The organism is uncultured Legionella sp. (assembly GCF_937871865.1).
GTDB lineage: Bacteria > Pseudomonadota > Gammaproteobacteria > Legionellales > Legionellaceae > Legionella.
In genome coordinates, this window is record NZ_CALMPD010000237.1 from 1 (window position 1) to 22,087 (window position 22,087).

Below are 22,087 nucleotides of genomic sequence, written 5' to 3' on the forward strand. Positions count from 1 at the left end.
CAAAAAATTCTAGGAAAAGCCGAAGTAATAGGCTTTGCTGATGGAAAGGTCTATCTCATGCCTTATGATACGATTTCAATTCGTATGGGTTACAAAGTAAGGGCAACAGGCCACCCATTGACTATAAATGTTTCCCCTGCCCTTCTCGGGCACACCGTAGATGCATTTGCCAACCCCATCGATAAGCCAAGTGTTTCTATGAATAAAGAAGCGATTCAAACTAAAAATCAGAAAATAAATCCATTCAAACGAGAATCGATTACAGAACGACTGCATACAGGAATTCATGCTATAGACAGCCTGTTACCTTTTGGTAAAGGTCAAAGGATAGGTATTTTTTCAGGTAGTGGTGTCGGTAAAACTACATTGCTGTCTAACATAGTGCAACGCATCGACAGCGATATTAATATTATTGCCTTAATTGGGGAACGAGGGCGCGAAGTCAATGAATTTATCAGTAATCATTTAAACCAAACCACACTTGATAAATCAATAATCGTGGTTGCCTGCAGTGATGAGTCTGCATTAATGCGCAGGCAAGCGGCCTATACCGCGACCACTCTTGCTGAATATTTTTGCCAGCAAGGAAACAATGTCATGTTATTTATGGACTCGATTACCCGTTTTGCCATGGCACAAAGAGAAATTGGTTTAAGTCTGGGAGAACCTCCAACAGCCCGAGGATACACGCCCAGTGTATTCGCTCTCCTACCAGGAATTATTGAGCGTACTGGAAATTTTAAACACGCAGGCAGTATCAGCTCAATTTATACGGTATTGGTTGAAGGAGATGATTTTAATGAACCACTTGCCGATCATATGCGTGCCTTATTGGATGGTCATATTGTTTTAAAAAGAGAGCTGGCGCAGCGTGGGCATTATCCCGCCATCTCTGTCTTGCATAGTGTTTCACGATTATCGCAACAGCTACTCTCAAAAGAAGAACAAAAAACCGTACAACACATTATTTCAATCCTGAGCATCTATCAGCAAAACAAAGATTTGATTGAAGTTGGGGCATATAAATCTGGAAACAATGCTCAGCTAGATCATGCAGTGAATCGTATCAGCTCGATAAATCAGCTATTAACCCAAGATACAACGGAGCCGTTATCTTTTACTGAGCTCATCCATAGTTTTAAGGAAATTCTAGAATGAATCAATCGCTTAGCGCATTAATGACTCGATTAACCTGGCAAAATAACGAACTTGCAACCCATTTACAAGCTGCTGAACAAGAATCCCTTATCGTCATGAAAGAGATAAAAGAGCTGGAGCAAAATATAGAACAATATTACATTTCTCCGCTCATTATTAATCCCGAATTAGAAATCAATAAACTGAATTTCCTGACTCAGCAACAAGACAGGAAAGATGAATTACTGATCATTTTAAAAAACCACCAAGAATTAATCGCGAAATTAACAGGCAAACTGCAACGCATAAAAATCGAACTAAAAATGCTGGAACAATATATAGAACGCGAGCAACAAACCCATAAAGAACAATTACTCAAGATACAGGAACAAGCGCTTGATGAATGGGTATTACAAAACAGGAAGAGCCAATGAAAATAAATGAGCAAGGGAACTTGCCCTTTAGCACCCAGAACTTAACTGGTTATTCAAATAATCAAAGGGATGAAACAGAATTTGAGCACTTGATACATACTCCTTCAGGATCAAATACTGGGGATGAATATTATTGGCAGCATCAAGGACAATTACAAAAATCCAGCTTGAGATTTGAACAGCATATTTTAGAAGCTAAGCCTCAGAAATCACCGTTCGCCAAAGATACACTTGTCTGCGATAGTCATCTGTTGTTCCCCCATTCTGATGAGAATCAATTATTAGTAATCACTACTGATGAAGCATCTGCTCTGACTAATAAGGTAGAGAACTGTTTACTTTCCCGGCCAGAAGATTATTCATCACACATTAAAGAACAAGATCAGCAATCAATCGCTATGATGACATCCCAAGCACAACCTCAAACCGTAGAATCGCTTAAAACAATAGAAGCACATGCTATTCAATCCAGAATCTCGCAAACAATAGTTAAAAATCATCATCTGTTCATTGAAAACGATGAAGTGGAATTATCACTCAATACACAAGAATTAAATCGCCTTGAAGAACAGGAACTCAGAGAAATGATCCATCTCAACCTGAAGCATAAAGGCTTGTCTTTAAAGCAGCTAATTATTAATGGAGTAAAAAAATGACTGACCCCGTGGGTAGCGCAGGAGTAAACCAGGCAGATTATCTCAAATTATTCATGCAGGAACTAACCTATCAAGATCCTTTAAAACCCGTGGATAACCGTGAGTTTATGGCTCAGATGGCCCAGTTTTCATCCCTCCAGGAAGCGCGAACAACCAATGAATATTTAACGCGACTACTGGGCATGACCAGTGGGAACCAAAGCCTTGCGTTGTTAGGTAAAAAGGTTCGCGTAAAAAATATTGAGGGTGAAGGCGTGGTCTCAAAAATAGAGTTTTATGACAATGAGCCGCCCAAAATTTCAGTGACTATGAATAATGGAGAAATCCCTAAGGTATCGTTGCTCGATATTAGAGAAGTAAGGGGTTAAAAAATGACGAACACCTATTACACCAGTTTATCAGGAATGATTGCAGCCAGTTATGGTTTACAAAATACTTCAAATAATGTTGCCAACATGCAAAGTCCGGGATTTAAACGCACCGATGTCTTTTACTCCTCTTTAGGCAACAGCAATGGAGAAGACAGTTTGGGAGCAGGCGTCTGTATTGGCGGCAGCAGTACTAATTTCAGCGAAGGAAAATACCTAGAGACCAGCAGCCCCTCTGATTTAGCTATTGTGGGGCAAGGTTTTTTTGTCATCCGCCTAAAAACTGGTGAATTACAATATACCCGAGATGGCCAGTTTGGTTTTAATGCTGATGGGATACTAATCGACAGGCATAGTGGTGGAGAAGTACAAGGATATAATGAAGCCGGCAATTTGGTAGCTATCCATGAAAAAGGGCCTAAAACCTCTCAAGGCAAAGCCAGTCACGAAATTTTTCTAAAGGGTCAATTCATTCTTAAAGAAAAAACAGATGACCAACAAAAAGACCCTACCCCGATGAAAAACAAATATCAGAACATAACCTTTTCTGTGGCTAAAGTGTATGATGCCCAGGGAAGAGCGCATGAAATAAGCATGGAATTTGAATCAACGCGAGTAGTGGTTAATAATGATAGTACCAATATCAACGATAACGGTGATAGTTGGGATTTAATTAAGGTACTCTATGATGGTGTTCCGATTGATTTACCCCAAAAGCAACAAATTATTTTTAACGGCATTGATAAAGGAGCCAAGATTGAGAATTGTGCTATCAAACTTAAATTAAATGGTAATCAAGAGGTAAAATTCCAGTTCGGCAACTATAAAGAAGGGGCTGACAGCTCAGTGCAGCTGAAAGAATCCAAACTAAATCCAGAAGGAACCAAGATAGAAGTAAAACAAAATGATGGCTATGGCGAAGGGAAACAAATCAGCTTTTCATTCGATGAGAACGGACAAATTTCCTATAACTATGATAATGGCCAGGCCATTACTGGCATTCATGTGGGTCTTGCTCGTTTTGATGAGATGGAACATACCTTGGTCCAGAATCATGACAGTTTATTTCGGGCTAAAAGTGATAAAGGAAGACACATTGGTCGTGCCAATAAAGATGGGTTTGGCAGTATCAAATCCAAACAACTGGAATCCTCAAATGTAGACTCAACTACTGAGTTTGCCAACATCGTCATTTTGCAACGCATGTTTCAGGCTTGTTCTCAAATAATGGATATTGACAAACAATTATTAGAAGAGTTGGAGTCAAGATAATGAAGCCTTATAGATTAATAAATTCACATGAGCTGAAACAACTGTCTCTACCTATTCAGGAACTGTTGGATTATTGGAATAGCACCTACTCTTTAACTCCATTAACTATGGAGTTGAATTTGCCTCCCAAAGAGTACTTTCCCGAAGAGCAGTATCTAGTTAGTTTGGATGATACACCACTGGCCAGTATCAATAAAAATTATATAGAAGTAATTAATCAGGCTTTGTTTGGCATAAATAAGCCATGCTTAAATGCAGTAAGCCAAGAATTGATTTTAATATTATTGAATCTGATACTTAAAACAGAACACGCTACTATAGCAACGGAATCACGCTCAACTCAGGATTGGTTCTATCGTGGCTCAACAAGCCTGCTCCTCTCCCTGCATACCCTTACAGATCATGCTACGATTGTTCTCCATCCAGATTGGGTCTACCAAAATCTCCCCCACTCTCACACCTGCCCCAATGATTTAAAAAGCCTGGATGATGCTGTAGCAAAACATCGTTTGTCCTTAAGTTTGGAACTGGGCTCAATCACTCTGCCCTTGCAACAATTAGTTTCACTAAAAGCAGGAGATGTCATAGCAACAGATCATCCAATTAATTCACCATTATGTTTAAAACAACAAGACGAGGTAATTGCGCAGGCCGAACTGGGTCAGTCATCTCAATATAAATCCATAATTTTAAAGAGGTTTCCATGAATACTGTTGTAAAAAAAATACTCCTTGCAGAACAACATGAACAACAAGAAGAACAACTGATTAATCATAATTATTTAAATCTTGTCGGTGCTATTGAAGTCGAATGCAGCATACGCATAGGCACTTTGAGTATGACCATTGCTGAGTTAAGAGAGCTTAAATCAGGACAGGCACTGCATCTTAATCAAAAAACCAATGAACCGGTGGAGCTCGTATTGAATGACAAAGTGATCGCTAAAGGTGAACTGATGAGTTATGAAGAGCATTTCGCCATTCAGATTACAGAGGTTTCTTGTTGATGTACCGATTTATTTTTTTTATGTTGGCATTATGGGTAAATCCTTTATTTGCAAAAGAAGATTTAGTATTTAAAAAAGAACTGATCTCCAATCCACATTGGTATTCTTATGGATTGGTTCTCATTTTATTATTAATATCTATAATTGTTCTTGCTAAATACTCTAAAAGGACGGGGGCTACTGAGCAAAAATGTAAGGTAATTGAGCGAATAAGCATTCATCATAAAACCAAAGTATACGTTATTCACTATCAAGGGAAGCAATTTCTATTGGCGGATAATCAAAATGCTTTGGCCATTCACCCTCTACATCAGACTGGATTATCTCATGAATCCTAGAGTAGCCCATGTTACATCATGGGCCTCGACGATTCTATCAGGTGAACGTCAACGGTTCGCTTTAAGCAGGATATATTCCATTATTCTTGGCCTATTACTACTCTTCTTACCCATGTCGCATCATGCAGCAGGAAGCAATTTTGGCTTTATTCAATTGGATCAGGATAATGTCTCACCAGCCCTTCAAGCTTTTGCCTTGCTTACGGTGCTGAGCCTTGCTCCTAGTATTTTAATTATGCTCTCGTCTTTTACTCGTATTGTTGTCGTTTTATCCATGTTGCGAACCGCTCTGGGATTACAACAAACGCCCCCAAACACGGTGATTATCAGCCTCTCCTTATTTCTCACATTATTTACCATGATGCCTGTAGCTAAAACCATCTATACAGATGCCTATCAACCTTATGAGGCACATCAAATTACAACAGAAGCGGCTATTGATAAAGCAACAGTCCCTCTGAAACAATTTATGATAAAACAAACCAGAGAAAAAGATTTGCAGGTTATTCTCCAACTGGCAAAAGAACCACTACCCAACTCAGCTGCTGACATAAAATTGTACCAACTAGTCCCGGCATTTTTATTAAGCGAATTACAAACCGCCTTTCAAATCGGCTTTATGATTTTCTTACCGTTTTTACTTGTTGATCTGATAGTGTCTGGTATCTTGATGACTATGGGAATGATGATGATGCCCCCCACCAGCATTTCATTACCGGTCAAAATTTTACTCTTCGTGCTGATCGATGGATGGGCCTTAATCACACAGGCTTTAGTAGGAAGTTTTAATTGATTTGGATGTTAATGAGATACCGTGCAAAAGCACGGTATCTGGATATTGGGGATGAATTGCTAATTACCTCGAAATTCATCCGTAATTTATTCATTATTTTCAAGATAGATAACTGAGTTATCATGCCTGCCGTACCATATTTCTTCTTCACTTAAGGCAGTCTCGATAAATTCAATAGGTACCCCATCCTCAGCAATCATAGCCACCTTAAAGCCGCAAAAGGGCTCATAGGGTTCTAAAATGACTTCTTTCCCTTTAATTGCCAACTCCAAATCATTTACCTTAAAAGCTATGTGAGGTCTTGTCTTTATCAGTGGATGCAAAGGACAATCCTCCTCAAAACGGTGGTACTGAACTCTAAATTCACTGTCCTGCCCACCACTGGTATACATTTTAAAAGTAGAACTGTATTTTTCTCCTTCTTTCACGTCGTTAGTAGGTATGCCTGTGTGATGATATTCATAAGTTACAGTACGAATGTTCATAATGTGTTCCTTTTTGATTACTTATAAGCAAGTGTACAATCATCCCCAAAAGTTGTGAATCGAAATAAAATTCATATACTATGAACTATAAGTTTATAATTAAGGAGCCTTATGCATTTTTATAATCGCGCCCAGGTACTTTGTTTTATCCGCGTTGCGGAATTATCCAGTTTTTCATCAGCAGCCCAAAGCCTGCATTTAACTCCAACAGCAGTAAGTAAACATGTGAAAAACCTGGAACAGGCCATTGGCGAGCAGCTGTTTCTCAGAAATACTCGTACGGTCCAATTAACAGAATTTGGCAGTTTGTTTTATCAAAAATGCAAAAATATAGAACACCAGATTGATTCAGTAAATCAATTTATTGAGTCCAACCGAAATCTCCCTCAAGGAGAGCTAAAAATATTAGTCTCTACAATTACCGCCAAAGACTGGGTGTTGAATCATTTAGAACATTTTATGTCTGCATTTCCCATGTTGGAACTGGACGTGATTTTTTCAGAAGAAGATGATGCTTTAGCGCGACCAGATATTGATATTATGGTGGGTTTTCCTTTGATTCCTCCTGTAACAGAGCACTTGAAATACCGTAAAATGCATGCAGTGAACAACATACTCTGTGCCTCAAAAGAATTTGTTGCTCAATACGGTAAACCCGAAACAGCAGAAGAACTACCAGACTTTAAAATTATTTCTCATACCTTACGTAAGCCTGCGCATTTTTTACCTTTAGCTAATGGAGGACAAATACATTGCGCCAAACCTACTTTATATATGAATAATTTTGATGCATTAAATAAGGCTTGTCTGGCGGGTATTGGTATGTTTCTCACTGGTGACAGCCTGGTACGATCCTGGTTAAACAGTGGTGAATTAATTCAATTATTACCTCAATACAATTTCAGACACTATGATATTTTTATGTTTTACCGCACTTATGATTTTGAGCTACCGAAAATTCGTGCTTTTCTTGATTTTTTTACTAAAGTTCTTTAAAACAGCACCATGCTGAAAAGAATAGAGCATGAGGCCATTAAGCTAAATTTACAGGAATGCAGAATGTCAGATTTTAAAAATGAGGTATATGCAGCAAAGCAACGAATCAGTTCCTATATTCGTGAAACACCTTTAGATTATTCCTTGCCTATAAGTAGAATCACAAACACTAATTGTTATTTAAAATGTGAAAATTTACAGTTTACAGGCTCCTTTAAAGTTAGAGGTGCTCTAAATACGTTACTTTCCCTGACACCAGAACAAAAAAAACAAGGTGTCGTAACTGCCTCATCAGGAAATCATGGAGCAGCAGTTGCCTTTGGATTAAATACATTAAATATTCCCGGAATTATCTTTGTGCCAGAAAATACTTCTTCAACAAAAGTAGAGAATATTCACAATTACGGAGTACCTCTTGAATTTTATGGAACTGATTGCGTCCAGGCAGAACTCCATGCTTTGGCATACGCAAAACAGCACCAGATGATTTATATCTCACCTTATAATAATGAACAGGTTATTGCAGGCCAAGGTACTCTAGCTCTGGAGCTTTCACAGCAATTGCAACAAATTGATGTGATTTTAGTTCCTGTTGGCGGTGGTGGATTAATTTCAGGCATTGCACAATATATTAAGTCGGTATCGCCACAAACCAAAGTCATCGGTTGTTTACCAGAACGTTCTCCTGTGATGGCAGAATCAATTAACGCAGGCACTATCATCGAAATGGACATATTACCTACCCTATCTGATGCGACTGCCGGAGGCGTAGAACTGGACGCCATTACTTTTTCCCTGTGTAAACAATGGGTAGATGATTATATCCTTGTTTCAGAGTTGGAAATTAAAAATGCCATTAACACCCTGATTAAAACACAACATCTTTTGGTCGAAGGAGCCTCTGGTGTTGCATTGGCCTCATTAATAAAAAATGCGCAACAATTCACAGGAAAAAATGTCGTTGTCGTTTTGAGTGGGGCGAATATCAACTTGGATACCTTGAAATCAGTATTAAGCTAATCAGTAAGAGTTGAGCACCTAATGCGCATTTATTTTCCTTGTGGCGCACAATTAGTCCAGATCATCGAGATTGAGAAAAAAATGGTATGATATTAACCTAATTATTCATGCCGCTAATAAAGTGGCCATTCTAATAAACGAGAATGATAATCAATCATGTACTTAACATTAAATAAAGCATCATTTGGTCGCAATCGCGATAGAGAGAAAGAATTTGGAGATATCTTTAATAAAACCTCCAGGGGATTAACCAGTGTAATGCCCATGATCATTACTATGTTTTTTACTCCAGCGCTAATTACTACCAGCCTTTTTTCGAAAGAAATTATTTTGATAGTGGCCAACCTTTCTTTGAGTCTTGGCTATCTGACCAATTTTGCATATCGAATTTATACACAGCAGATGAGTAAAACAGAATTGTTCGTGACCACCACCTCACTGACTGCGTTTTTAACACTTGCTTATTTTTTGTGCCCACCACTTGCAAGTATATCGATTATTTCATCATTGACCGTTATCAACCTAATGGCAGTAGCCATTAATCTGTTTTTCTTAATCAAGCATGTTATTGTTCCCCCCTGCAAAAAATTTATCGAAAACGTTGCCCAACATCTGGGATTTGATATTACTGCACGCTACTACTCTAAACCAGCATTGACCCTGGAAAATGATCGATACGTTATAGATCAACTACTCAGGGTGACTTACAAACACGACAGTTGGTCGCCAGATTTTAAACCTGAAGAATTAGAAAGTTTTAACAACCTGCTTGCCAAATTAAGCCATTACATAGACAAATACGATGAGTCGCTTCTGGGCTATATTAATAATCAAGATGCAATTGCAGATTTGGAAGAACAAATAGCTCAGTTGACCACTCAGGGAAATCCAGGTTCAAGTTATACTTTTATTGAAAAAAAAATAGGATTTAAAACTACTAAAATTAACATGCTTGAAGATGCTCGAAAAACATTAACGATGGAACTTGAAACACCCAATAAAACACATAGCCCAGCCTTACGCTTTTTTAAAGGTATTAATAGTCTTGAGTTCCAAGAGAATCCTCAACAAATAATAAAAGAAGGATTAAGCTGCATTGAACAAGAAATTCGACGTCAACAAGACAAGATTTCGTCATTAGAGAGCTGTCTGCCAAAGATGAACTAGCAGGAAACCACTCTAAATTATTTTTTGTACACAATTTAATCGTGTTCTGAGTACAGATTTATAATGCCAGTTTTTTCGCCTATTTCCCCGAACACTTATGCAAAAAGGTCTTAACCCATCTTCTAATTGCTATTAAGCCACATACCATCGAGCCCCTCCACATCGGTACAAGAATATTTTGACATTATTTCCTTTCCTTAAGGGCACCTTAAGATTAATTTGCTACACTAATTACAAGTAACAAACAAAGAAGACAAATCATGTCCAAAAAGCGCCATCTGAAACAACAAATGTGTTCATTAATTGAAACTAAAAATGGTTTTGAAATTAATACACCAGTCCCCAAAGGTTTAGTAATCAGCGGAGGTGGAGCTAAAGGTCTGGCATATGCAGGTATGTTTCAAGCAATGGAAGAGCGCGGGCTGATTAAACAATTAACTCATGTAGCTGGAGCCTCAGCTGGAGCTATGACATCGAGCTTTTTAGCTGTGGGTATGAGCGCGGAAACCATCTTAAAAATATCGACTCAGTTAGATATAACAAAACTTCTTGATAACAAGAATCTACTGTCACGCGCAGAAGGAACCCGAGTGCGCAATGTATTTGAATTGTTATATATATTACAAATCAAACAGCATATGAGCATGGTGGAGGAGCCAAAATCAGCAGAGTTGCTTAATGAATATCATATAATAAATCAAAAAATAAGAATTTATGAGCGAATTTTAAGAGCACGGGGTATAGAGATTAATACAATTGAAGACCTCCTTTCTCTTGCAAACACGAATGAAGACCTGAAAAGGCTTGATAACGCCTTAGCATACCTCCCAAAAAAGATGAAAGACCAGCACGAGGCAGTAATCGAAACACCCAAAATAACCTTTAAAGATCTGACTCGGTTAAGAAATTTATTGCCTGAAGATCAAAAACACTTAATCAAACACTTATCAGTAGTTACAACCAATCAGACAAAACAGGAAATGGAAACTTATAGTGAAGATCTTGGTTGTGAATCATCAATTGCAGAAAAAGTACAACAATCAGGAGCTCATCCAATCCTGTTTAAACCAGTTAAGAATGAAGAGGGACACTCAATTGCTGATGGCGGGATAAAAAATAATATGCCTACAAAGGCACTGGAAAATGTGGGTTTAAAACCAGAGGAAATTTTATGTGCTAAAGCTGAAACAGGAGCTAAATTTGCAGCACGCATCAATAAAGTTGCAACTCACAGCATAGAAGCAGTAAGTGGAATGTATTCTTTCATGGATTCAATAATTACTGATATTCTAGGAGGCCGCCTCTTTGAAGGATGCGCCAAGGTACTTAATCGTGAAAAAATCTTCTATCAATTAGGAAACATGCTTTATCTTAATACTGGTGAGATAGACACCACAACTACATCTCCCACTGAAACACAAAGAACTCAAACGATTAAAACGGCATATAACGACAGCCTTAAATTTATTGATGGCAGAACGAAAATTTTTGATAATGCCTTAATCGCCATGCTTTATTTAGGTATTGAGAAACTGGATCAGGCATTGATCAATACAGACTCGAAGAACCCACTGTTTGTCACTGCTGCTTTAGCTAAAAAAATCTTTCTGCTGCAAAATGCTATTGCTGAAGAGTTGCAAGACAATCATTGGGATAGCACCCCGGAGATGATCGAACAAATTGAAAAAACGATACTAGAAACTGATTTGACTCTGGAGCAAAAAAACCAGGCATTCTCTCTTTGCCTTAAACAGATTAATTATTTTAGTGCAGGAACCCTTGAGCGTTTTATTATCGATGAAATCAAGAAAGAACAAGGACCAGCAGTTAACTGGTTTATCGAGTTACTAACGTTGCTATGGCAACCCATTGAATGGGTTTTGTCACTAGGCTCCAATACTGCGCCAGAAATTAGCAATACGGAGGAAGAAATTAGCAATACGGAGGAAGAAAAACCGGCACAAGAAGACCAGCAAATAATCACAGCACTTCGGGCTTGGAGTTTTCTATCTTATAAAGAAGTCAGCCAATCTGATGAGCTAGATAAGACAGCCCCTTCACAACCATCAAACAAACCTCTATAGCGTAATCCTGGTTGGAATCTAACCAGGATAGTATCGTTAAACCACACCATAGCCAATAAAAAAACAATGAGCACTCATTTGATACAAAAAATTATCTAAATAAATTGATAGGACCAAAATAGTTGCGAAAAGCACTAAGTCAGTGCTATGTTGAATAAAAGGAATTGAAGTGGAGTGGAGTTATAATGGAATCAGTATTTGATTTAATTGGCTATATTGCTTCTTCTTTGGTCTTTGCTACGTTTTATGTCAAAAGGATTTTGACGTTACGTCTCATTGCAATATGTAGCAATATTGCGTTTATTTTCTATGCATTTGGGTGCCATTTGCTCCCTATTTTCATATTGCACTCGTTATTACTCCCTCTTAATATATATCGAATTTTAGAGTTATTAAGAGCGGAATATGGTTACTCTCCATTTCGTCGTGTGATATGAAAAGCCGCTGGTAAATAATGTGATTATGAAGACCAAGCCAACAACACGCAGGGTTTTTAAACAGAACAGCACCAGTTACCAAAAAGCATAAACAGGCTGGAAATAAAACTTAAGGTAAATAGATATGAGTATTCATAGACTTTTAGCAGGTTTATTTTTTCTAGGTTTTTCAGCGCTATTGAGAGCCGAAATTTATATTGCTCATTGTCCTGACACCATAAGTACTGTCGAACATATCAAAGAAACGCCCAAAGGATGGGAGGTACTCAACACATCAGAAAACAATTATCTGAGCACGGTATCCTTTTATTCAGACCATCCTGATAAAATGGCTAGCCTAAAGCCTGAGTTTAGCAATAAAAAACAGGCTAAATGGGAGTTCTCACCCCAGGAACTGATTTATTTAGTATGTCATTACAATCATAGTGCTATTAAGCTTACCCAGCCATTACCCGCAAAAACGGTAAAATGTTCCGTTATCTACAATCAGAATTTAATGGGCAATAATGGGTTTCTCCCTGAAAAAATAGAATGTACTAAGTAGTTCTGACTATTTTTACCATTATTTAATTTAAAAACAGATATAAATTTTGCCTTTTTTACCCTTTAGAATTATAGTGTCTGCTATTTAAATGACCATACCAGGTTCATTTTTTATAGAAAGGATGACGTAAAGAGCTACTGACATTTCGTTATGTTGATTAGAAACAGCTCTTTCAAAATTTCAACACATAAATTTTCCAATCTTTTTACAAGGATTCATAAATGGATACGCAAGCAGTACAAGAACAACTGAACAGACATCTGGGCTTTCTGGCTCAAGATCAGAATAATTTGGCTTTATTAATTGAAATCAGTGACATGTACATTGAACTCAATGATCTTGAATCAGCCCAAAAGTATCTTGAAACCGCAAACTCAATTGATCGTGAAGCATGCTTGGGACATCAAGGGTTATTCCACCTAAATCAAGGACAATTCTCTCAAGCGAAAGATTGTTTCATTGAGGCGCTGAATCATGTAGATACTCCTGCTCTGCGATATAATCTTGGATTTACTTATTTTATTAGCTACGATTTGGATAAAGCCTGGGACATATTATCCCCGATTCTTGAAGGGGAACATTATCCAGAAGCAGAATTATTAATGGCTCGAATTCTTCATCGCCAGGATTCAATTGAAGAATCTATTAGTCTGATAAAACATGTATTAGAACATAACCCTGATGATGCGGAAGCATTAGGTTTAATATCCCTTCTCTACCTTGACTTGAATGAAGAGCAATTAGCCCAAGAATCCAGCTCACGCGCCCTGGAATTAAATCCTGAAAATTATGACGCAAAATTGGTCAACATCATGATCCGCTTAATGACTCAGGAAACAAGCGTAGACGAAATTGAAGCATTATTGCAAATCAGTCCTCAGGACAGCAGGCTGTGGTTTGCATTAGGAAATACTTATATGACTCAGGGAGATATGGCGTCTGCTGAAAGAACATTGAAAAAAGCAATCGAGATCTATCCTGACTTTTATGATTGTCATATTGCTCTGGCATGGTGTCAACTGCTAAACGATAACCTTACGGAAGCTCATGAAACCTACCAGAATGCAGCAGAACTGATAGACGAACTAGCAGATGCTTGGGGAGGTTTAGCTTTAATCCACGCATTAACCGAAGACTTGCCTCAAGCAGAGTTATTAATCAATAAAGCAAAAGAATTAAATCCTGAATGCTTCTTAACCGAGCTTGCAGAAGCAATTTACTTCAATCATAGTAATCCAGAAAAAGCCCAGAAACACTTACTCCAGGCCTTGAATAACAGTGAAACGCCAATAAGTGAAAAATTAAATTTTATTATTGAAGAAATACAAAGCAAACAGCAATTACACTAAATTCTCTTTCGAACTAATAGCGCACCTAAAGTGCGCTTTTTTTAATCCTTACTCTCGCTCTTCTTTCGTCCTGCAATAGGTCTCATCAATTAGTAATAAGGTAAACAAGGCAATAATCATAGAGACAGGCAGCAACAAAAGCGCATTATAATAGCCATGCAGTGTGAACTGATGTGTGCCATTCAGAATAGCCCCGTCCCAACTCCAGTCCAGAAGCACTCCTACCAGAGGTTCGAATAAAGCCTCAAAAACAGCATTAAAGGTGTTCATAATACCCAATACGGTGGCTACCAGAATTAAAGGAAATAATTCTCGAATCATCGCAAAACTGGTAAAGAAGCCACTGGCACAAAAGCCAAAACAAAACAGTAAAATACTTAGTGAAGATACATATTGATTAGGACTATAAAGAACTACGAGCAGGCAGACCAGTGCCAGAAACGTGCCTGTAAACAATACCGGTTTTCTTCTATGGATGTAATCAGAAAACCATCCCCAAAATGGCGCCCCTGCTGCAAAGCCAATAAAAATAAACGAAATAGCCAGTGCAGCATCAGTTCGGGATAAATGATACGCTTTTTCCAGAAAAGGAACACCCCATAAACCACCAAAAACAGAAACAGGAGCAAAAGCCAGACCGCTATATAATGAAAGAGCCCACGCTTGTTTATTTGTAATAATTTGTCGTAATAACTGAATGATTGGCTCTTTATTTTTAGATACAGGCGCGGGCGTGGAAGATTTTTTGTCACGTAAAACTAAATAATATACTACCGCCAATATAATACCTAGAAAGCTTACCACCTGCAGTGCTGCGCGCCATCCTATATTTTGCACTAACAATGCCAGAGGCATCTGACCGCCTACAGCTCCAAGCATGGCAGCAGTCATAAACATTCCAGAAACTAAAGCAAATCTCTTGGGTGAAAACCATAATGCGGCAATTTTAAAACAAGAAACCGCTGCAAATGCAGCCCCAAGCCCCATCAGAGCACGACTCACACAGGCCAGCCCAAGCACGTTAGTATGAGAAAAGAGATAGGTGCTGATGCTGCAAATAAATATAGCAATCGTCGTTAATATACGAGGGCTAAAACGATCTAATAAAATACCGACGGGGATCTGCATCATCAGATAAGAATAGAAATAAAAAGCAGAAAGGTTACCGAGTCCTGCCGCATTAACTTGAAAGGCTTTCATTAAATCAACAGTCATTACACTGGGCGAGACCTGAATAAGGTATTTGTAAAAGAAGAAACTTGCAGCAATAGTCCAGATAATCCAAGGATATGCTTTTGCAAACCATGGATATTTTTGTAGAAATGTGTTCACTATAACTCCTGACTCCGATGTACAGATTTGGGCAATGTCACTAATTATTATTAATGATTGGCACAAAAATAAACTTTAAAAACAGAGAGTAAATCTACATTTTAATAGAAATAAACTGTGATAAAGAACCTTGTTATCTGCCAGAATCTCCGCCCTGAGGCGAGGCAGATAGTTTAAGTGATAAGCCGACTCAGAGCTGAGGAATGGGTAAAGCTAACCACCACCACGACGTGCGATACAAAATTGATAGACGATAAGAACATTCCAACAGAGAGAGTGTTGCTTTGATAAATAAAATTATCGGCAGAATGTCGGTTACAATTCATCAATTAATACACATTTAGGTGCAATCAAAATTATATGCTATCTTTTTAGGCAATGTGTTGTCAAGATACTTAATACAATCAAATAGCAATAGAACTCATTAACCACCTCTATAATAAATATAAAAACAATTGATCTCTATGAGCCAAAATAGTACAATAAGACTCTTTTTTACTATGGTGATCGTTATGTTTGAATTATTTTATAATGCTGCATTAACTGCTGAAAGCCCAGAACAATTAAGTGCCAAACTTTACTCAATCAGTTTGGACGCCATAGATCCTAACCCACCATTTCTTAGCATGGCCGGAAAGCTCGCCTCAAGAAATAAAACACGTTCAGTTGAACAAGCCCGTCAGTTAGGTGCTAACATCACTCCAATCGCAGCGGGATTTGTAATTGCTGGAAATGATGAGCTTGTAGATTTTTATCGTACAGAATACAACGCAGAAGTAGACTATATCGCATTAACCTATGCCTTCATTGGTAATCACAAAAAAGTAGATGAATATTTAACCGAACATGATGCAAATATTCATTTCGTTTTACAAGGTTATGCTTTTGCAAATAACCATGAAAAAGTGAACGAATATCTGTCAAATTTTCATCCTGAAAGCCAAGCATACAGTCATTATCAAGATGATTCTGATAAGGTAAATGAAACAAGGCATGCCATTCGTAGTGTGTACTATCAAAAACTGCTCACCAGTATTGGTGAAGCATATGCGTTGGCTGGTAACGCCGATAAAGCCGAAGAGTTTCGTGCCAAGGGCGCCAGTGTAGATAGCATTGCTAAAGCATTCGCGGCAATTGGCAAACATGAACAAGTAGAATATTACAGAGTAAAACATGGTGCAAACATTCATGATATTTGCTTAGGCTATACCGCGCTAGGGCAAACCATCCCATCATTCTATCGTGCAATCAATTCGCTGGAAGAACATGGTGATGCAGGCCGCATAGTGATTGACTCCTTGCTTCGCTTAAAACAAGGTCAGGATCAATATTGGAATCCTTATTGGATGAATAGCGATACCAAATTAAATAAAATCGTTGATGCAGTAGACAAGTTGCCACAAGATGCAAACCTAAGCGACATACTTAGGGATAAGGACTCCGAACTGAATAAAGCAATGAGCATCAACAGATTAAGCCCATTGACCTTTTTAGGACGGTTAGGTTTTTATCAGTGCAAATCAATACAGGTCGTTAATGAACAATTAGATAAACAACAAGAAACACAGGCAACATTATCATAAAAAGAGAGCTGTTGACATGACAGACCTAACCGCTTGCTCATGTCAACAACCCCTTATTTAATTTAAATTAACTAAAAAGCACCATCAGCCTAAACCTGGACTTTTTGTTTGTTTGGATTCTTCTGTATGCTCAGAGCCCTCTGCATCCTCAAACGTAAAAAGCACGTATCTGGAATATTGTCGCGTTCGTGTAGCCTCGATTGGATTAGGGACTAGTTGCGATTTGTTCTTAAAACCAAATTTTGCTAATAAAACAAAAAGTTGTTTAGCACTGTCATCAGGTAGTTTATCACTAAATGCAGCTTGAGCCGTGCTTGCAAAACGAATTGCCTCCTCCCTGTCTTTAGGAGCGAAGCGCCATGTTCCCTCTACATATCCAACCCGCTGATTGAAAAATTGCCTGAACTTGTCATTAAAATAAGTCACGGTGAGCAATCCTGGAACTGAACTCTCTCTTAGCAACCACAATGCTTTTGTCGGTAATTTATGAGCGGAACGCTCTTGCAATCGAAGCATTGCCAAATTGTGATCTATCTCTTTGGAAAAGATAACTGATGAATTCTTAGGTGTTGACTCCACGATAAACTCCTATCGCGATAATTTAAATTAAACCATAATGTGATTAAAAACAGCCCTATAAAGCTAAGATACTCAAGACAATGCAACAAAAAACTTAGCAACGTTAACCATTTTAATAATAGTATTGAAATCAATTCAGTGCTAGATTGTTTGGTACCTAATTTTTTGTGTAAGCTCCATTTTAAACGAAAAGACCAACGAAGCTTAGAGAATTATCAGGAAACAGCAATGAACAAGGATGACAATAAAAAAACACCCCTTATCACACTTTGTCTTGTCACCATTGCAGTAGGGATAAGCTCTGGCCTTTTAGGGATGAGTCTGGCACTGTTCCTCCATTACATACAACATATAGCTTATGGATACAGTCCCTTACATATAATAAGCAATGAGAGCTTTCTCGAAGGAGTCAGGACCTCATCCTCTGAACGAAGAGTTATTGTTTTGATTATCTGTGGACTTATCGCAGGAATTGGCTGGGCAGCAGTATATCAGTTGGGAAAACCACTGGTCAGCATTGCTGAAGCCTTAAAAACTAATAAAATCATGCCTGTAATCAGCACGACCTTCCATGCTTTGCTTCAGATCATTACTATCGCTCTAGGCTCACCATTAGGTCGCGAAGTGGCTCCTCGAGAAGTCAGTGCTGTTTTTGCTACCCTGCTTTCCCAAAAAGCAGGATTAAGCATTACTGAAACAAAAATCATGCTAGCCTGCGGTGCCGGTGCTGGCTTGGCGGCAGTATATAACGTCCCCTTTGGTGGGGCAATATTTGTACTGGAAGTATTGCTGTGTACCTTTAGCTGGTCAGTAGTGCTGCCAGCTCTTGTAACCTCTGCCATTGCCACCGTAGTCTCCTGGTGGGGGCTTGGCAGTGCCCCACTGTACCATATAAAAGATATGGAGCTCAGTTACTCATTAGTCTTCTGGGCTATCGTATCTGGCCCTGTTTTTGGTGTAGCAGCTTTCTGGTTTATCTATATTGCCACCCTTGCTCGTAATCACGCTCGGCGTAACTGGCAAATGATTTTTTCCTGTCTGCTTAATTTTACCTTAATTGGTGTATTGGCCATTTACTACCCTGTATTATTGGGTAATGGAAAAAGTCCAGCACAACTGGAATTTGACTATTCAATAGGTATTGGCTTAAGTATGACGCTGCTTGTATTAAGGTGCATTATCGTATGGTCAAGTTTAAGAGTAGGTGCTCAAGGCGGATTACTCACCCCCTCCCTTGCTAATGGCGCATTGCTTGGTGCAATTCTTGGTGGGTTATGGACCATGTTTTGGCCTACCTCATCTTTTGAAGCCTTCGCACTTATTGGAGCAGCAGCATTTCTTGGTGCAGCTCAAAAAATGCCAATAACTGCAGTAATCCTTATTTTTGAATTAACACGAGTTGATTTAAATCTATTACCGCCAATCCTGTTCGCCCTGACAGGTTCAATAAGCATGTTTCATTTATGTAAAAACTACTATATTAAACTGAACGACTCATGAAAAAGTGAACATATTTAAATCAATTTACTGCTATACTACAAATATACAGCTGTGAAATGGAATTTCATCATGCCTAAAGATAAAGCTCCTGGACATCCTCAAATTTCCAAAAAAGATTGTTACTCCAAAATAGCTGAACACAGCATTAATGCGATGAAATTTCGAAAAATGGGAGAACATCATTCTTCATACCCAATTGAAATAGCCCTTATAGCTGAAGCATGTGCTTGTTTATTAACCGTTTATTCTGAAAAACTCCAGGCTATCATTTCTCAGATAGAAACATCATTACAAGAAAGTCATAAAGAAGAGTTAAAAAAATTGGATGGTGAAATTATTACTTTATTTAACAGGAGAAAAAAAGCACTCCCTGCAACCCCTTCGGGTGAGCGGGAAATCGTTGATTTAACAGTACAAATCAATGCTCTTGAACGGCGAAAAACATTATCTATAGCAGAACTTATAGAGCTTATCGTATGTGATGCTCTGAATCATACCTGTAAAGAACATGGCGTTGAATTTCTGGAACATTTTAATCCAGAAGAATATGAATATCATGGTGAGATTTCCTTTATTCGCTCTTCTGCTCCCAAACCATAATGCGACAGCGCTCTAATCATCGAATTTTGGCCGTCATCCAGAGGAGCTAGCGACGAAGGATCCCCGAGATTCAGGAGATTCGTAATGCTCGGTATTGACGTACTTTTCTTAACTTCATGGCAATGTGTATTACGTCGCGCTAATACTACATTTTTCTTAACACCGGCTTTGCCAGGTCAGGATAATATTCATCCCACATGCGGTTACAATAGGCCAATATATTCTGCTTTTGTACTACATGCTGCTTCAAAGGATCATTAAGAGGGCTCCAGACGGTAGTAGCAAAAAAAGCAAATGCGGTTGCATCAACACTACTTGGTTTATCACCTAAGAAATATTTGTTCTCCGCCAGGAGAGTAGCTAGGTGATCCAGTGTTTTAACACCAAGCTGCAGCACTTCCTGCGAATTATGTCTTCCCATACCTTGAGCATCCAGCTGTTTCAACATGCTTTTTCTGACCAAATTTGGTATAAATAATCGCGAAACTGCCGGTAATTTTCTAAACATAGTGTCTTTTAAAACACTCCACCCCGCATCCTCTTGCCACCGCATATATACGGCCACCCAATACAAACGCTCACAAAAGGCAAGATTAATAAGATCAGCTAGTGCACTTTGTTCTGGTGTTAATTCTTTGTCCAACACATCACCAAAACGTACTTTAAGTTCATCAATAATGAGCTCGCTGTCTGCATACAACGTTCCATCAAGCTTAATACACGGCAATTTTCTTTTGGGGCTTTTCCGGGGATTATTTACAAACCTACATTCATAAGGAATATTTGTCATACGCAAGTAAGTTTCTAATTTCATACAAAAAGGACTGATATTAGGCAATCCCCAGGCTCTATAAAACTGAAACAATGTAATCATTAGATAATCTCCCTATAACCTGATGCCAAAATGTATTGATTAATAGTAATGGGAAATCGGTGAATAGTTCAAATGTTTAGGTCAATTTTTCTATATCAAGGATTTTATCCGTCATCCAGAGAGGCTAGTGACAAAGGTTCTCCCTCGGCTCAGAAGATCCTTAGCCAGGCTCTGGATGATGTACTGTTCTTAACTTAATGACAGTGAACGCCATGGCTTTACATCTTACCTATTCTCGAACAGAACCTTTGAATAGTGTCTTTAATTTCGCTTTGAGCGCCAATTGACATACGATCGCGACCATGCGTTAAATGCATATTCATGTCACCAACCTTTGCCCGAGAACCTGAGGTCTTACCTTTATGGGAAAGTTCGACTCCTCCACTCTCACCCATTAATGTTTGGTATGCTTTTTTAGCTTGAATAAGATCTTTTAAACATAAACTCTTAACTGGTTTGCTATTCAGATCATGTAATTTGCAAAGCGCTCTCTCTTTTCTCGCATCAAACGGTTTGTTTTCTTTTTTGACTGGCTGAAATAACCGAAAACTATTAGTCGAAGTACTCTCCGCTGTATTTTTCTCTTTAGTGTCTGTTATTTCATCGCGGCCAGTGGCCTCAATGCTACTGCTAGCAAAGGGCCCAACAGAGGAACTATCAGGGCTCTCGGAACTAGACGCTCCTATATCCAGGTTTTCTTCCTCAAAAGTAAAAATGGCTTCAACAGATTTTTTTCCATCCCGTTCACACGGTCTCCATTTAATAATTTCTTTGTTCGTGAGCTGTTGATAGATTGTCATTATAATCATATTGATTAATAATGTTGATGGTGTAGGTACATCTAACCCAAAATCAAAATCAAACGATTCAAACACATCTTTAAGTTGTTCTAACTGATCAATAGTGCCATCTCTTTCAATGACAAGCACTTTAAACAAGAGTTTAATTGAGTCCTCACATCCCTGCCTTGCTGCGTCAAGAAACAAACTGATTCGCTCTGTTTTATTTTTATTTTGTAACAAAAGAATATTGGCTAAATTATATTGATGAATCGGATGATTCGCATCAAGAGTATAAGCTTGTCTATATAGATATTCAGCCTGTTTATATTCATGGCGTGCTTCTAATATAATAGCCATTTCATTAGTTGCTATTAGGGAGCATTGTGGCGGTAATTGGTTATTATTCAAAGACCAGGCAAGCTCAACGATATCTCTAAAACACTCGATGCCTCCAGCCAGATCCATGTATTGACTGACGAACAAATCTGGTGCCATTGTTTGGGATAGCTGCCGCAGATCCAGATTGATTCGTTCCAAAGCATAACATAAAAAGGCAGCTTTATATCTATCATTGTTAATAACTGTACGGTAATTGGATGCAAGCCTTGCGATTTCTCGCCAATACGCCTGGAAGTCAACTAAGGATGCATGTGCCTCATACCACTGAAACCACTTGATGGCTTCTACCAACTTGTCTTTATTTGAAATTTTGTCCAGCCATTGAATATGCTCATCGAAGATATATCTTTCT

23 protein-coding genes are annotated in these 22,087 nt (G+C 38.4%); 18 read left to right on the top strand and 5 right to left on the bottom strand.

Features of this window, described 5'->3' with window-relative positions:
* The 9 genes from Q0495_RS12500 to fliP form a co-directional block, all read left to right on the top strand.
* Positions 1-1,158, top strand: a 1,158-nt coding sequence (locus Q0495_RS12500) for a FliI/YscN family ATPase (protein ID WP_298626863.1), incomplete at its 5' end; no start/stop codon positions are given.
* On the top strand, positions 1,155-1,571 hold the full coding sequence (locus tag Q0495_RS12505) for a hypothetical protein (RefSeq protein ID WP_298626864.1): 417 nt from the start codon (positions 1,155-1,157) through the stop codon (positions 1,569-1,571). The genes Q0495_RS12500 and Q0495_RS12505, both read left to right, overlap by 4 nt.
* Positions 1,568-2,227 (top strand): hypothetical protein, encoded by a 660-nt coding sequence (locus Q0495_RS12510; protein ID WP_298626866.1) that lies wholly within the window; start codon positions 1,568-1,570, stop codon positions 2,225-2,227. The genes Q0495_RS12505 and Q0495_RS12510 overlap by 4 nt, the downstream gene beginning before the upstream one ends.
* Positions 2,224-2,595, top strand: coding sequence for a flagellar hook capping FlgD N-terminal domain-containing protein (locus Q0495_RS12515; RefSeq protein WP_298626868.1), 372 nt, complete (start codon positions 2,224-2,226; stop codon positions 2,593-2,595). Before Q0495_RS12510 ends, Q0495_RS12515 begins: the two co-directional genes overlap by 4 nt.
* Before the next feature lie 3 nt (positions 2,596-2,598).
* Positions 2,599-3,867 (top strand): flagellar hook-basal body complex protein, encoded by a 1,269-nt coding sequence (locus Q0495_RS12520; protein WP_298626869.1) that lies wholly within the window; start codon positions 2,599-2,601, stop codon positions 3,865-3,867.
* On the top strand, positions 3,867-4,574 hold the full coding sequence (locus Q0495_RS12525; protein ID WP_298626870.1) for a FliM/FliN family flagellar motor C-terminal domain-containing protein: 708 nt from the start codon (positions 3,867-3,869) through the stop codon (positions 4,572-4,574). Before Q0495_RS12520 ends, Q0495_RS12525 begins: the two co-directional genes overlap by 1 nt.
* Positions 4,571-4,873: a FliM/FliN family flagellar motor switch protein gene (locus Q0495_RS12530; RefSeq protein WP_298626871.1), complete on the top strand. Its 303-nt coding sequence runs from the start codon at positions 4,571-4,573 to the stop codon at positions 4,871-4,873. Before Q0495_RS12525 ends, Q0495_RS12530 begins: the two co-directional genes overlap by 4 nt.
* Entirely contained in the window at positions 4,873-5,211 is a 339-nt protein-coding gene (locus tag Q0495_RS12535; RefSeq protein ID WP_298626873.1) for a hypothetical protein, read from the top strand. Before Q0495_RS12530 ends, Q0495_RS12535 begins: the two co-directional genes overlap by 1 nt.
* Positions 5,201-6,004, top strand: a complete 804-nt coding sequence (fliP, locus tag Q0495_RS12540; protein WP_298626875.1) for a flagellar type III secretion system pore protein FliP — start codon at positions 5,201-5,203, stop codon at positions 6,002-6,004. Before Q0495_RS12535 ends, fliP begins: the two co-directional genes overlap by 11 nt.
* An 86-nt stretch (positions 6,005-6,090) precedes the next feature.
* Here the strand turns inward: fliP and Q0495_RS12545 are convergent, their stop codons facing one another.
* On the bottom strand, positions 6,091-6,489 hold the full coding sequence (locus Q0495_RS12545; protein ID WP_298626877.1) for a hypothetical protein: 399 nt from the start codon (positions 6,487-6,489) through the stop codon (positions 6,091-6,093).
* Positions 6,490-6,600: 111 nt separating this feature from the next.
* On the opposite strand from Q0495_RS12545, the gene Q0495_RS12550 reads away from it, so the two are divergent.
* The 6 genes from Q0495_RS12550 to Q0495_RS12575 all read left to right on the top strand — a co-directional run bounded on the left by Q0495_RS12550 (position 6,601) and on the right by Q0495_RS12575 (position 14,086).
* Positions 6,601-7,485 (top strand): LysR family transcriptional regulator, encoded by an 885-nt coding sequence (locus Q0495_RS12550; RefSeq protein ID WP_298626879.1) that lies wholly within the window; start codon positions 6,601-6,603, stop codon positions 7,483-7,485.
* Between the two features lie 63 nt (positions 7,486-7,548).
* Positions 7,549-8,505: a threonine/serine dehydratase gene (locus tag Q0495_RS12555; RefSeq protein ID WP_298626881.1), complete on the top strand. Its 957-nt coding sequence runs from the start codon at positions 7,549-7,551 to the stop codon at positions 8,503-8,505.
* A 156-nt stretch (positions 8,506-8,661) separates the two neighbouring features.
* Positions 8,662-9,672 (top strand): hypothetical protein, encoded by a 1,011-nt coding sequence (locus Q0495_RS12560; RefSeq protein ID WP_298626883.1) that lies wholly within the window; start codon positions 8,662-8,664, stop codon positions 9,670-9,672.
* Between the two features lie 260 nt (positions 9,673-9,932).
* Positions 9,933-11,756, top strand: coding sequence for a patatin-like phospholipase family protein (locus Q0495_RS12565; RefSeq protein WP_298626884.1), 1,824 nt, complete (start codon positions 9,933-9,935; stop codon positions 11,754-11,756).
* A gap of 561 nt (positions 11,757-12,317) precedes the next feature.
* Positions 12,318-12,737 carry an STY0301 family protein gene (locus tag Q0495_RS12570; protein WP_298626885.1) on the top strand — a complete coding sequence of 140 codons (420 nt, stop codon included), beginning with the start codon at positions 12,318-12,320 and terminating at the stop codon, positions 12,735-12,737.
* 221 nt (positions 12,738-12,958) lie between these two features.
* Positions 12,959-14,086, top strand: coding sequence for a tetratricopeptide repeat protein (locus Q0495_RS12575; protein ID WP_298626887.1), 1,128 nt, complete (start codon positions 12,959-12,961; stop codon positions 14,084-14,086).
* Positions 14,087-14,134: 48 nt separating this feature from the next.
* Here the strand turns inward: Q0495_RS12575 and Q0495_RS12580 are convergent, their stop codons facing one another.
* Positions 14,135-15,418, bottom strand: a complete 1,284-nt coding sequence (locus Q0495_RS12580; RefSeq protein WP_298626889.1) for an MFS transporter — start codon at positions 15,416-15,418, stop codon at positions 14,135-14,137.
* Positions 15,419-15,930: 512 nt separating this feature from the next.
* Between Q0495_RS12580 and Q0495_RS12585 the strand changes: the two genes are divergently transcribed.
* Positions 15,931-17,001: a hypothetical protein gene (locus tag Q0495_RS12585; protein ID WP_298626891.1), complete on the top strand. Its 1,071-nt coding sequence runs from the start codon at positions 15,931-15,933 to the stop codon at positions 16,999-17,001.
* An 84-nt stretch (positions 17,002-17,085) separates the two neighbouring features.
* Here Q0495_RS12585 and Q0495_RS12590 read toward each other — a convergent pair whose 3' ends face one another.
* Positions 17,086-17,580, bottom strand: coding sequence for a hypothetical protein (locus Q0495_RS12590; RefSeq protein ID WP_298626893.1), 495 nt, complete (start codon positions 17,578-17,580; stop codon positions 17,086-17,088).
* A gap of 228 nt (positions 17,581-17,808) precedes the next feature.
* Here Q0495_RS12590 and Q0495_RS12595 point away from each other — a divergent pair, with 228 nt between their 5' ends.
* Positions 17,809-19,080 carry a chloride channel protein gene (locus tag Q0495_RS12595; RefSeq protein ID WP_298626895.1) on the top strand — a complete coding sequence of 424 codons (1,272 nt, stop codon included), beginning with the start codon at positions 17,809-17,811 and terminating at the stop codon, positions 19,078-19,080.
* 69 nt (positions 19,081-19,149) lie between these two features.
* On the top strand, positions 19,150-19,680 hold the full coding sequence (locus Q0495_RS12600) for a hypothetical protein (RefSeq protein ID WP_298626897.1): 531 nt from the start codon (positions 19,150-19,152) through the stop codon (positions 19,678-19,680).
* Positions 19,681-19,825: 145 nt separating this feature from the next.
* Here the strand turns inward: Q0495_RS12600 and Q0495_RS12605 are convergent, their stop codons facing one another.
* A complete protein-coding gene (locus Q0495_RS12605; RefSeq protein ID WP_298626899.1) occupies positions 19,826-20,554 on the bottom strand; it encodes a glutathione S-transferase family protein in 729 nt (242 codons plus the stop codon).
* A 218-nt stretch (positions 20,555-20,772) separates the two neighbouring features.
* Positions 20,773-22,087 (bottom strand): hypothetical protein (locus tag Q0495_RS12610; RefSeq protein ID WP_298626901.1); only part of this gene is annotated, 1,315 nt, incomplete at its 5' end.